Origin of the sequence: Streptomyces sp. NBC_00425 (assembly GCF_036030735.1) — a bacterium.
Lineage (GTDB): Bacteria > Actinomycetota > Actinomycetes > Streptomycetales > Streptomycetaceae > Streptomyces.
This window is the reverse complement of record NZ_CP107928.1, coordinates 7,232,400-7,244,305: the sequence shown is the minus strand read 5'-3', so window position 1 is coordinate 7,244,305 and position 11,906 is coordinate 7,232,400. Positions and strand designations below refer to the sequence as shown.

Here is an 11,906-nt window from a genome sequence, read left to right as displayed (position 1 = left end):
GCGTTCTTTATGAACGCAACGCCCGAAGAGCACCTCTCGTGCCGAAAGCAGGGCGTCCCGTCCGATCCGGCCGCTCCTCCCACTCCGCCCGTTGCGCCCGCTCCTCCCGCTGCGCCCCTCCTCCCGCCGAGGAGGGGCGCACGGCCTTCGAACGCGTCGTGCCGGTCAGATCAGCGTCACCAAAGGTTCGCGTGACGGTGGCGGGTCGGCGGATGGTCCAGTTCCTCGGCCTCGGCGAGGAGAGCGCCGGGCGGGGCCGCACGCAGACGGTTGCGGGCGGTCGAGCGGAAAACGGCCAGGGCTGCGCGGGCACGCCGCTCGTAGGGGCCGTCGACCTGCTCGTTCAGGCTCCGGGGAAAGGTGTGGGCGCGGAACGCCACGACCAGCAGTACGGGCGTCGGACGCCGCCGCTCGCGCCGCGCGCGAGTCAAGTCCGCGGCGCGGTAACGAAGTTCCACGAGGCGGTGGCCCGTGGCGGAGTGCCGGCTCTGCTCGAACAGGTCAAGCGGTTCGAGGCGATGCCGGAGACGGACGTGATGGACGGTTCGGGACATGGCAGACCTTCTGCGGCCCGCCGGAACTTCCGGCGTGGCCCGCTAGAAGTCCGCCCCCGTGAAACGGCCCAGGTTCTTGCTGCGCATGCCACCAAGCCTTGCGAAGACGGTCCGCTCTGTCCAACGGTTAAACCGCCGGGTGCGCGTCAGCGGCGCGGGCGACAGTGGCGTGGGCGGGGTCGGCGGCAGGGCGGGCGGCGTGGGCGGATCGGCAGCAGGACGGCCTACGTCGGCGCGGGCGGAGGTGCCCCAGGGGCCGTCAGTCGCCGCGCTGCTCCGGGGCCGCGCCCGTGCCCTTCCCCGGCGGACTCACGTCACCGGGGCGGACTCGCGTCACCGGGCGATGGGCCCGGGCCGTCCGTCCGGGCCGCCCATCCGCCCGGGCCGGCCGCCCGGGCGGGCCGCCACGCTCTCCCCTTGGGCTCCGGTTTCGCGAAGCTCCCTGCACGGCTGGTGCTCAGCCCCAGCCCCACCAGTCCTTCCGCGAGTTTCACCGCAGCCCCCACCCCGTCCACGACCGGCAGGCCCAGCTTGTCCCCCACCGCCCGCTGCAGCCCCGTCATCCCGGCGCATCCGAGGACCAGCACCTCGGCCCCCGCCCGCCGGGCCCGTTCGGCAGCGGCCAGGAAGGCCGCCTCCGTGCGCTCGGCGTCCCCGAGGTCGAGAACACCGAGCCCGGTGCCCACCACGGCGGCGCAGTTGCGTCCCACTCCGGCGAGCTCCAGGCTGTCCTCGATCTGACCGCAGGAGCGCTCCAGCGTGGTCACCACCCCGTACCGGCGCCCGAGCAGGCACGCCAGGTGCGCCGCGGCCTCGGTGATGTCGACGACGGGCACGTCGACCAACTCCCTTACGCCCTCCCGGCCGTGCTCGCCGAAACCGGCCATGACGACGGCGTCGTAGGGCGGTCCGGCATAGGTGCGCAGCGCGTCCATGACCGCCGCCGCGGAGAGATAGCTGTCCAGCCAGCTCTCCGCCGACTCGGGACCCCAGTCGGGGGTCAGTCCGGTCACGGCGGTGCCCGGGCCTGCCGCGGCCCGGGCACCTCGCACGATCTCCTCGGTCATCTCCCGCGTGGTGTTGCAGTTGGTGACGACGATCCGCACGTTCCGCACCCTGGTCAGGCCTCCACCGGCTTCTCGGCGACGACCGCGGCGCCGGCCGTTCGCTCGTCGCGGCACAGCAGGACGTAGAGACCGGCACCGAGGGCCGTCCCGATGAACCAGGAGTAGGGAGCGACATCGCTGAACGTCTTCACCAGCGCGAGGACCGCCGCCACCGCCGCGGAGGGCAGGAACGCCCACAGGGCCCTGGGGTTGACGCCCTTGCGGTAGTAGTAGCGGGAGCCGGGCCGGCCGTCGAACAGTTCCTGCACGTCGACCCGGCCGCGCTTCACCCAGTAGTAGTCGACCATGATCACGCCGAACAGCGGGCCGAGGAAGGCCCCGAGGCCGCCGAGGAAGTAGTTGACGACGGTCGGGTTGGAGAAGAGGTTCCAGGGCGTGACGACCAGGGCGGCGACCGTGCTGATCATGCCGCCGACCTTGAACGTGATCTTCTGCGGCCAGACGTTGGCGAGGTCGTACGCCGGCGAGACGAAGTTGGCCACGATGTTGACGCCCATGGTCGCGATGGCGAAGGTGAGCGCGCCCAGGACGAGCACCCAGGTGTTGCCGACCTTGGCGACCAGTTCCGCCGGGTCGGTGATGGCCTCGCCGAACACCTCCAGCGAGCCGGCCGTCACGATCACGGAAACCACCACGAAAGCCGTCGAGTTGAGCGGCAGACCCCAGAAGTTGCCGCGCCGGACCGTCCGGTAGTCGGGCGCGAAGCGGGAGAAGTCGCAGAAGTTGAGCATCAGGGTGCCGTAGGTGGCGAGGATCAGGCCGATCGCGCCGAACCACTGCCGCCACTGCTCACCGACGGAGACCGGGTGCGGGGTGGAGGTGAGCGAGATGGTCCAGCCGGCCTTGGACAGCACCCACACCGCGAGGGCGATCATCACCAGCCAGATCGCCGGACCGCAGAAGTCCTGGAACTTGCGCACCGACTCCATGCCCTGGCTGATGATCAGCGCCTGGATCAGCCACAGGGACACGAACGACATCCAGCCGAGCGCGTCGAGTCCCAGGAACGAGTTGTGCGTCCAGGACTCGAGGCCCGGCCAGGCCGCCAGCAGCATCACGTTGACGGCGACGGAGGCGAGGTAGGTCTGGATTCCGTACCACATGATGGCGATCACGGCCCGGATGAGGGCCGGGATGTTGGCTCCCCAGACCCCGAAGCTGATGCGGCTGACGACCGGGAAGGGCACCCCGTGCCGCTGGCCGATCCTGCCCATCCAGTTCATGCCGACGTAGATGAGCACGAAGCCCACGAGGAGGGACGTGAAGATCTGCCAGACGTTCATGCCGAGGACCAGCAGACCGGCGGCGAAGGTGTAGTTGCCGAGGTTGTGGACGTCCGACATCCACATGGCGAAGAGGTCGAAGACCTTCCAGTTCCGCTTGTCGGCGGGCGCGAGGTCTTCGTTGGTGAGCCGGGGGTCGGGGACGAACGCTGGCGCGCCGGTGACTTCGGCGCTGTCGGCGAGGGACACGGGGCCTCCCTGAACGAGGGGACGGAGGAGGAGGACTACGACCGGTCGTTTGGTATACCAAACTGCGGACATGGTCCCGCCGTCAAGCGTTCTGACCGATGTCCGTCCCGTTACGGCCCGGTAAAAGCCCCCTCGCATCGGCGAAGATGGGTCCATGACGAAGATCGAACCGCTCGGAGCGGTGCGCGAACGGGTGTTGGGCGCCCTTCGGCAGGAGATCATCGCCGGCAGTCTCCGCCCCGGAGACCGACTCGTCGAGCGTGAGCTCGCCGATCGCTTCGGCGTCTCCAGGGTTCCGGTGCGGGAAGCCATCCGGGCCCTCGTGGCCGAAGGCTTCGTCCTGTTCGAAACCCCGCGCCGTACCGTCGTACGCCCCTTGAGCCCCACCGACGTCATCGAGCTCTTCGAACTGCGCGAGGCCCTGGAGGTCTACGCCGCCGGGCTCGCCGCCGCCCGCGCCACCCCGGAGGACCTCGCCGAGCTGCGCGAACTCCTGACACGCGCGGCGAGCGCCACCGAAGCCGGGGACGCCGAGACGATCACCGACATCAACACCCGCTTCCACGACCGCCTCCTCGCCATGGCAGGCAACACCTTGCTGATCTCGGTCATGGAACCCGTCGCCGGACGCCTGCAATGGCTCACCCGCCGCAACGAGGAATGGCCCCAGCTCCTCACCGAACACCAGGAGCTCTACGACGCCATCGCCTCCGGCGACCCCGACCGCGCCCGCACCCACGCCCTCCACCATGTACAGGCCAACTACCGCTCCACCGTGCGGCACCTCTTCGGAGACGTCCACGAAGCCCCCTCCACCTGAACCTCGCTGCAGAGAGTCCAACCGCCGCGACAGCAAACCCCCGCCCACGGCCACGGACGGTGAGCCCTGGCCCATAGGAGACCGGACTACGCCAGTCCCGCCGCCCCTGCTGCCGTCCGGAGCACATCGCGCAGCATCTCGGGAGTGAGCCGGCCGGTGAAGGTGTTGCGCTGGCTGACATGGAAGCAGCCGAAGACGTCGAGACCGTCGCCGTCCTGGAGGCCGTCCTGCGGGCCGTCCTGCGGGCCGTCCAGACGCACCCGCGTTCCATGCGCGAAGCCGGGCCTCGGCCGCGGCACAACCCAGCCCGCCTCGGCGAACGCGGGCAGCGCGGCCTGCCAGCCGAAAGCGCCGAGCACCACGACCGCGCGCAACGTGGGCCTCAACAGCCGCAGCTCCTGCACGAGCCAGGGCCGACAGGTGTCCCGCTCCCCCGGAGTGGGCCGGTTGGCCGGCGGCGCACAGTGCACCGGCGAGGTGACCCGCACGCCGTACAGCTCCAGGCCGTCGTCGACGGAGACGGCGGTGGGCTGCGAGGTCAGCCCCACGTCGTACAGCGCCTGATACAGCACGTCCCCGGAACGGTCGCCCGTGAACATCCGCCCCGTACGGTTCCCACCGTGCGCGGCCGGGGCCAGCCCGACGATCAACAGTCGTGCGTCGGCCGGCCCGAAGCCGGGAACGGGCCGCCCCCAGTACGTCCAGTCCGCGAACGCCGCCCGTTTGTCACGCGCCACCTCCTCACGCCAGGCCACCAGCCGTGGACACGCGCCACACCCCGCGACCCGCCGGTCAAGCTCGACCAGCGCCGAGCCGGACCCGCCGCGCGGTCCGCTGGAGACGCCGGCGACGGAACGACCCGAGCCGGCGCGGGGGCCGCCGGAGGCACCGGGGGCGCCGGAGCCGTCGGGGGTGCCGGAGCCGTCGTTGCGGGAGGTGGAGGCGTCGGAGGCGGAAGCGGAAGCATCCATGTCTCCACCGTAAGACCGCGCCGAGCAAACCCTGGGGGGCCACCCCCCCTCCCCCTCCCCCCGCCCCTTCCCCGTCACACCCAGCGTCGTGCAGCCCGCAGCAGATCCGCGTTCGACTCGCGTCGGGTCCAGGCGACGAGCGCGAGCGGCACCAGCAGGATGAGCGGTGTCGCCGCGTTCTGGCCGTCGAAGGCCGTGACCTGGACGACGAACGCGCCCACCATCAGCGCCCCCAGAGCGATCGCCGCCACGGACTGGAGGACGGGGACCAGCAGGGCGATCGCACCGACGAGTTCGAGGGCGCCGATGGTGTACATGCCTGCGCTGCCCCAGCCCAGGGTGTTGAAGGCCTCGGAAGCCGACGGGTGCGCGATCAGCTTGGGGAGCGCGCTGGCGACCCCGTAGAACAGCGCGAGGATCACCTGCAGGCCCCGCAGGGCGATCCGGGCGCGGCGGCCCCCGGTGGGAGCGGAGGGGGAGTCGGTCGTGGTGGCGAGCGGAGCGGTGGTCTCGGACATGGGGTTCTCCTGTGGTGAGCGGTTCGTCGTGGTGTCACGCCGGTCGCAGAGGTAGACCGCTCTCCGGCACCCAACTCATCGCCTCGCACCAGGTTTTCCCGCCCGGGATCCTCTCCCTCCTTCCTCACCCTTCCTCCCCCCTTCGCTCTCCCTCCCCCTTCCGCCGCCCTCTCCCCGCTCGCCTCCTCCCCCTTCCTCCATCTCCCTTGCCGTCAGCGCTGCTTCACGGTCACGCCCCTCCTGCCCCGCTGTCGTGCGCGGGCTCCCGGCTCCCGTCCGGTCCCTGGTCCGTGATCGGCACCGCCCGTACCCAGACCCGGTCCTCCGTCAGGTACCGGTCGACTCTCAGGCCGGCTTCGGCCAAGGCCTCCTCGAACTGTTCGCGGGTCAGGGGCCGGGACAGAAAGGTCTGTGTCCAGACGGCGTCGGGGAACTCGAACTCCGCGTGCACGGAGTGGACGCCGTCCCCGACGGGCTCGGCCGAGGCGACCCGGATCGTGAAGCCGCCCGGGTCGACCCGTTCGCGGGGCACGTTGGTGTGGTAGTCCTCGCCCTCCCGTTGGATCAGCACGCATCCGCCGTCGGCGACGTGGCGTAAGCAGGTTCGCAGCAGCCCGCGCCGGACCTCGACGTCACCGCTGTGCACGAGGAAGGAGGCGAGCATGACCACGTCGAACGTCTCGCCCAGGTCGAGGTGCTCGATCGGGCTGCATATCGTGCGCGTTCCGCGGACGCGTTCCAGCATCTCGGCGGACTCGTCGACGGCGGTGACGGTGAATCCTCGCTCCAGCAGGGCGTGGGTCACTCGCCCCACACCGCTGCCGAGTTCCAGGATGTGGGCGCCGGCGGGCGCCGCCGCCGCGACGACGTCCGGCTCGTTCCCGACCGGGAGGCGGGTGTAGAACTCGACCGCGCAGCCGTCCGGGGTGATCGCACCGGGGCCGGTTCCCTTGTATCCGTGGCGCATTTCTCGTGTCATACCCGTCCAACGGGCGGGTTGCGGAGGGCCGTTCCCACCCTGGGGCGGTTCACCCGTTCGAGGGATGGCCCGCTGTTCGAGCGTGTCCGCGGGGGCGGTGGAGGCGAGGGAGTCTGTGGATGGCGTCCGGGCGGAGGAGTACGTTGAGGTGAGGAGCCGTGATCGGGATGCGTACGGGCAGTGAGCCGATGACAGCGCGCAGTGCGCTGCGGATGCGTCTGTGGCTGTCCCTGTGGGGACTGGTCTGGGCGGTCTTCGGGACGGCCGCGTTCGCCGTGGTGGGGCGCCCGGGGTGGGCGGCGGCCTGCGGGGTGCTGTGGCTGGTGATCACGGTCGACCTGGCGGTGGTCCTCAGGCACATGCGGCAGGGCCCCCACTACCAGCCGGGCCGGGACATCCCCCCGTACCGGCCGCCGGAGCACCGTCCGCGGTGACGGGACTGCCTCAGCTGTCGAAGCGTGCGGCCTTCAGGTACTCGGGGTTGGGGTCGAGTGCGGCGGCCAGCCGGAAGTGACGTTTGGCCTGGTCGCCGCGGCCCTGTCGTTCAAAGGTGCGGCCGAGTGCGAAGTGCGCGAACGCGTTGTCCGGCTCCCGCTCCAGAACGACGGTGAACTCCAGCTCGGCGGGGCGCAGTTGAGCGGCGGCGAAGAAGGCGCGCGCCCTCAGGAGCCGGGCGGCGGTGTTCTCGGGGTGTGCGGCGATGACCGAGTCGAGCAATTTCACCGCGCCCCGCGGGTCCCGTGCGGCGAGGAGCTGTTCCGCGGCACGGAAGTCGATGACGTGTGTCTCCGGAGTACGTCCGGTCGAACCTGCGGTATTGGGCACGGAAAAATCCTTCCCTTGCTGGAAGGGTTCAACGCGCGGAGCCGGCGGCGCTATTCCGGGGAGGCCCCGCGCCGCGCGTGTGCCCGGCGTACGAGGTCGTCCCAGACGTCCTGTACGCGTTGTTCCAGCTCGGCCAGTGGCACGTCGTTGTCGATCACGATGTCGGCGACGGCCCGGCGGTTCTCGCGGGTCGCCTGGGCGGCCATGCGGGCGCGGGCGTCGTGCTCGGTCATGCCGCGCAGCCGGACGAGCCGGTCCAGCTGGGTGTCGGGTGCCGCGTCGACGACGATGACGACGTCGTAGAGGGGGGCGAGGCCGTTCTCGGTGAGGAGGGGGACGTCGTGGACGACGACGGCGTCCTCGGGGGCCGCCGTCTCGAGGTCGTGGGAGCGGGCGCCGACGAGGGGGTGCACGATCGAGTTGAGGACGGCCAGTCGCTCGGGGTCCGCGAAGACGATGGAGCCCAGCCGGGGACGGTCGAGGGCGCCGTCGGGTGTCAGCACGTCCTTCCCGAAGGCGTCGACGACGGCCGCGAGACCGGGGGTGCCCGGGGCGACGACCTCGCGTGCGATGCGGTCCGCGTCGATGAGCACGGCTCCGCGCTCGACGAGCAGCCGTGACACCTCGCTCTTGCCGGCGCCGATCCCGCCGGTCAGGCCCACCTTCAGCATGAGCGGAAGCTTAGGCCCTACCGGTGACGGCGCACCCGGCGGGCCGGGTGTACCGCTTCCGGGCGCCACTGTCCGCGCGGTGCCCGGGAAGCAGTCGGCTGCTCAGCCCTCGCCCTCCCGTTCCGCCAGGAAGCGTTCGAATTCCAGGCCGATCTCGTCGGCGGACGGGATGTCGACGGGCTCGGCGAGCATGTTTCCGCGGGTCTCGGCGCCGGCGGCGGCGTCGTACTGGTGCTCGAGGCCCTGGACGAGAGAGGTCAGCTCCTCGTCGCCTTCCTGGATCTGGCGGTCGATCTCGGTCTGCGTGCGGTGTGCGTCCGTGCGCAGGGCGTGGGCGACGGCGGGCAGGACCAGGCCGGTCGCCGCGGTGATCGCCTCGAGGACCGTGAGGGCGGCGTCGGGGTACGCGGAGCGGGCGATGTAGTGCGGCACGTGTGCGGCGACGCCCAGGATGTCGTGGCCGGCTTCCATGAGGCGGTACTCGACGAGCGCTTCGGCGCTGCCGGGGACCTGGGCCTCGTCGAAGGGGCTGCGGTGGCCGGGCATGAGGTCGGTGCGGTTGCCGTGCGGGGTGAGGCCCACGGGTCGCGTGTGCGGTACGCCCATGGGGATGCCGTGGAAGTTCACGGACAGGCGGACGCCGAGCCGCTCGATGATCTGCTGCACGGCGGCGGCGAAACGCTCCCACTCCACGTCCGGCTCGGGGCCCGACAGCAGGAGGAAGGGGGCGCCGGTGGTGTCCTGGAGGAGCCGCACCTCGATGGCCGGTTCCTCGTACTCGGTCCACCGGTCGCGTTTGAAGGTGAGCAGCGGGCGGCGGGCGCGGTAGTCCACGAGCCGGTCGTGGTCGAAGCGGGCGACGAGTTGGTGGGGCAGCGAGTCGAGAAGCCGCTCGACGATCTGGTCGCCGGTTTCGCCCGCGTCGATGTATCCGTCGAAGTGGTAGAGCATGACAAGTCCGGCCGACTCCTGGGCCAGCGCCATGTCGACGACTGCCAGGCCCTTCGGCTCCCATGCGTACAGACTCTGCGGATCAAGCACTTGGACCGCTCCTCCTCGTGTTCCTTTTCAACAACACTCTTGGGAGCGTGGGCATTCCCGGCCGATCCTCATGATCGGACGACTGGTACGGGACGGGGCCGCGGTCAGCACCGAGGGCCCGCACTTCGAAAGGTGCGGGCCCTCGGCCACGTGCTATGCCTCAGTGGCTGCGATCACTGCTGATCGCTGCGGTCTGCTGCGATCAGCTCTGGCCGCCGGCCAGCTTCTCGCGCAGCGCGGCAAGCGCCTCGTCCGAGGCCAGCGCGCCGGACGTGTCGGCACCCTCGGAGGAGTAGGAGCCGCCGCCACCGCTGGACGCGGCCGGAGCCGCACCCGCCGTGTCGCCGCCCTCGGCAGCGGCCTTCTCGTCCGCCTCGCGGGACTTGATGACCTGAGCCTGGTGCTGCTCGAAGCGCGTCTGCGCCTCGGCGTACTGGTTCTCCCAGACCTCACGCTGCGACTCGAAGCCCTCGAGCCAGTCGTTGGTCTCGGGGTCGAAGCCCTCGGGGTAGATGTAGTTGCCCTGGTCGTCGTACGACGCGGCCATGCCGTAGAGCGTCGGGTCGAACTCGACCGAGGCCGGGTCGGAGCCGAAGGACTCGTTGGCCTGCTTCAGCGACAGCGAGATCCGGCGACGCTCGAGGTCGATGTCGATGACCTTGACGAAGATCTCGTCGTTGACCTGGACGACCTGCTCCGGGATCTCCACGTGGCGCTCGGCCAGCTCGGAGATGTGGACCAGACCCTCGATGCCCTCGTCCACGCGGACGAACGCACCGAACGGAACCAGCTTCGTGACCTTGCCGGGCACGACCTGGCCGATCTGGTGGGTGCGGGCGAACTGCTGCCACGGGTCTTCCTGGGTCGCCTTCAGCGACAGGGAGACGCGCTCGCGGTCCATGTCGACGTCGAGGACCTCGACCGTGACCTCCTGGCCGACCTCGACGACCTCGGAGGGGTGGTCGATGTGCTTCCAGGACAGCTCGGAGACGTGGACCAGACCGTCGACGCCACCCAGGTCCACGAAGGCACCGAAGTTGACGATCGAGGAGACGACGCCGGAGCGGACCTGACCCTTCTGGAGGGTCGTGAGGAACGTCTGGCGCACCTCGGACTGGGTCTGCTCCAGCCAGGCGCGGCGGGACAGGACCACGTTGTTGCGGTTCTTGTCCAGCTCGATGATCTTGGCCTCGAGCTCCTTGCCCACGTAGGGCTGGAGGTCGCGGACGCGGCGCATCTCGACGAGGGAGGCCGGCAGGAAGCCACGGAGGCCGATGTCGAGGATGAGACCACCCTTGACGACCTCGATGACGGTGCCGGTGACGATGCCGTCCTCTTCCTTGATCTTCTCGATCGTGCCCCAGGCGCGCTCGTACTGTGCGCGCTTCTTCGAGAGGATCAGGCGGCCTTCCTTGTCCTCCTTCTGGAGAACGAGGGCTTCGATCTCGTCACCGACGGCGACGACCTCGTTGGGGTCGACGTCGTGCTTGATCGAGAGTTCGCGGCTCGGGATGACACCTTCGGTCTTGTAACCGATGTCGAGCAGGACCTCGTCCCGGTCGACCTTCACGATGACGCCGTCGACGATGTCGCCGTCGTTGAAGTACTTGATCGTCTCGTCGATCGCGGCGAGGAAGGCTTCCTCGTTACCGATGTCGTTGACCGCAACCTGCGGGGTGGTGGCGGTGGTCTCGGTGCTGCTCGTCATGTGGGAAAGGGCTCCGGTTACGGACAGAAAGTCGTAGGTACTGCTACGCCGGGAGCCCGTGTCGCTCTGAAGAAGCCGGACAGCCAAGGACGCGCCCCACCAGGAACTGGTGACGACGCCTCGAAAACCGAGGGGACAACAACAGATGCGAGCGCAGCCTGCTACGTCTGAGGTGCGCAGGCTCGCAGCGCAACTTGTAGCATACGGGGGCAGCCGGGCAGGGTCAATGCGCGAAGGCGCACACCCGGGGCGGAACACCGCATACCCGGCACACAACCTTTCTCCTGAGGCCACGCAGGCCGCGGGAAGTCCCTCCGGCGACACCCTGGGTGCGCCGTCGGGCGGGTTGCACGGAAGAGTACGACGAGGGAGCCCATCATCCAAGAGCCCGCATCGTCCGAGCCGGCCTTCGAGCCGGAAGCCACCCGACGCGACGCCGACGTCGCCGAGAGCTCCCGGGCCAACCGGGGCTGGTGGGACCGCAACGCGGACGAATACCAGGTCGAGCACGGCACCTTCCTCGGCGACGACCGCTTCGTGTGGGGACCCGAGGGTCTGGACGAGGTGGAGGCCGAGCTGCTCGGCCCGCCGGAGGAACTGAAGGGCAGGTCGGTCCTGGAGATCGGCGCCGGCGCGGCGCAGTGCGCGCGCTGGCTGGTCGCGCAGGGCGCCCTCCCGGTCGCCCTGGACCTCTCCCACCGGCAGCTCCAGCACGCGCTGCGCATCGGCGGCTCGTTCCCGCTGGTGTGCGCAGACGCGGGCGCGCTGCCCTTCGCGGACGCCTCCTTCGACCTGGCGTGCTCGGCGTACGGGGCGCTGCCCTTCGTCGCCGATCCGGTGCTGGTGCTGCGGGAGGTGCGGCGGGTGCTGCGTCCGGGCGGGCGTTTCGTGTTCTCGGTGACCCACCCGATCCGCTGGGCGTTTCCCGACGAGCCGGGTCCCGAGGGCCTGTCCGTGTCCTCCTCCTACTTCGACCGCACTCCTTACGTCGAACAGGACGATCAGGGCCGCGCCGTGTACGTGGAGCATCACCGCACGCTCGGCGACCGGGTCCGCGACATCGTGGCGGGCGGGTTCCGGCTGGTGGACCTGGTCGAGCCGGAGTGGCCGGCCTGGAACTCGTCGGAGTGGGGCGGCTGGTCCCCGCTGCGCGGAAACCTGATCCCGGGCACGGCCGTCTTCGTCTGCGAGCGGGACTAGGGCGGACGGCCGCCGGCGCC

General features: G+C 70.3%; 13 protein-coding genes. 3 read left to right on the top strand and 10 right to left on the bottom strand.

Annotated features, from left to right (window positions below; genetic code table 11):
* Positions 1-176: 176 nt before the first annotated feature.
* The 3 genes from OHS82_RS31780 to OHS82_RS31770 all read right to left on the bottom strand — a co-directional run bounded on the left by OHS82_RS31780 (position 177) and on the right by OHS82_RS31770 (position 3,153).
* A complete protein-coding gene (locus tag OHS82_RS31780) occupies positions 177-554 on the bottom strand; it encodes a hypothetical protein (RefSeq protein ID WP_057580259.1) in 378 nt (125 codons plus the stop codon).
* Positions 555-868: 314 nt separating this feature from the next.
* The gene (locus OHS82_RS31775; protein ID WP_242433199.1) at positions 869-1,660 is read right to left on the bottom strand and encodes an aspartate/glutamate racemase family protein; all 792 of its coding nucleotides are present in this window, start codon (positions 1,658-1,660) and stop codon (positions 869-871) included.
* Between the two features lie 14 nt (positions 1,661-1,674).
* Complete coding sequence (locus tag OHS82_RS31770; RefSeq protein WP_057580257.1) at positions 1,675-3,153, bottom strand: NCS1 family nucleobase:cation symporter-1; 1,479 nt, start codon at positions 3,151-3,153, stop codon at positions 1,675-1,677.
* Between the two features lie 154 nt (positions 3,154-3,307).
* Here OHS82_RS31770 and OHS82_RS31765 point away from each other — a divergent pair, with 154 nt between their 5' ends.
* On the top strand, positions 3,308-3,973 hold the full coding sequence (locus OHS82_RS31765; protein ID WP_057580256.1) for a GntR family transcriptional regulator: 666 nt from the start codon (positions 3,308-3,310) through the stop codon (positions 3,971-3,973).
* Positions 3,974-4,059: 86 nt separating this feature from the next.
* On the opposite strand, the gene OHS82_RS31760 is transcribed toward OHS82_RS31765, so the two are convergent.
* The 3 genes from OHS82_RS31760 to OHS82_RS31750 all read right to left on the bottom strand — a co-directional run bounded on the left by OHS82_RS31760 (position 4,060) and on the right by OHS82_RS31750 (position 6,429).
* Positions 4,060-4,944 (bottom strand): uracil-DNA glycosylase, encoded by an 885-nt coding sequence (locus OHS82_RS31760; RefSeq protein ID WP_079041339.1) that lies wholly within the window; start codon positions 4,942-4,944, stop codon positions 4,060-4,062.
* A 74-nt stretch (positions 4,945-5,018) separates the two neighbouring features.
* Positions 5,019-5,462, bottom strand: coding sequence for a DoxX family protein (locus tag OHS82_RS31755; protein ID WP_057580254.1), 444 nt, complete (start codon positions 5,460-5,462; stop codon positions 5,019-5,021).
* A 229-nt stretch (positions 5,463-5,691) separates the two neighbouring features.
* Positions 5,692-6,429 (bottom strand): class I SAM-dependent methyltransferase, encoded by a 738-nt coding sequence (locus OHS82_RS31750; protein ID WP_057580252.1) that lies wholly within the window; start codon positions 6,427-6,429, stop codon positions 5,692-5,694.
* A gap of 179 nt (positions 6,430-6,608) precedes the next feature.
* On the opposite strand from OHS82_RS31750, the gene OHS82_RS31745 reads away from it, so the two are divergent.
* Entirely contained in the window at positions 6,609-6,875 is a 267-nt protein-coding gene (locus OHS82_RS31745; RefSeq protein WP_057580250.1) for a DUF6343 family protein, read from the top strand.
* A gap of 10 nt (positions 6,876-6,885) precedes the next feature.
* Here the strand turns inward: OHS82_RS31745 and OHS82_RS31740 are convergent, their stop codons facing one another.
* The 4 genes from OHS82_RS31740 to rpsA all read right to left on the bottom strand — a co-directional run bounded on the left by OHS82_RS31740 (position 6,886) and on the right by rpsA (position 10,686).
* Positions 6,886-7,266, bottom strand: a complete 381-nt coding sequence (locus OHS82_RS31740; RefSeq protein WP_057580247.1) for a tetratricopeptide repeat protein — start codon at positions 7,264-7,266, stop codon at positions 6,886-6,888.
* A 50-nt stretch (positions 7,267-7,316) separates the two neighbouring features.
* Positions 7,317-7,937: a dephospho-CoA kinase gene (gene coaE, locus OHS82_RS31735; protein ID WP_057580245.1), complete on the bottom strand. Its 621-nt coding sequence runs from the start codon at positions 7,935-7,937 to the stop codon at positions 7,317-7,319.
* Positions 7,938-8,039: 102 nt separating this feature from the next.
* A complete protein-coding gene (locus OHS82_RS31730) occupies positions 8,040-8,978 on the bottom strand; it encodes a PAC2 family protein (protein WP_057580244.1) in 939 nt (312 codons plus the stop codon).
* A 202-nt stretch (positions 8,979-9,180) separates the two neighbouring features.
* The gene (rpsA, locus tag OHS82_RS31725; RefSeq protein ID WP_057580242.1) at positions 9,181-10,686 is read right to left on the bottom strand and encodes a 30S ribosomal protein S1; all 1,506 of its coding nucleotides are present in this window, start codon (positions 10,684-10,686) and stop codon (positions 9,181-9,183) included.
* 375 nt (positions 10,687-11,061) lie between these two features.
* On the opposite strand from rpsA, the gene OHS82_RS31720 reads away from it, so the two are divergent.
* Positions 11,062-11,886: a class I SAM-dependent methyltransferase gene (locus OHS82_RS31720; RefSeq protein WP_370444152.1), complete on the top strand. Its 825-nt coding sequence runs from the start codon at positions 11,062-11,064 to the stop codon at positions 11,884-11,886.
* The last annotated feature ends 20 nt before the right edge of the window (positions 11,887-11,906 follow it).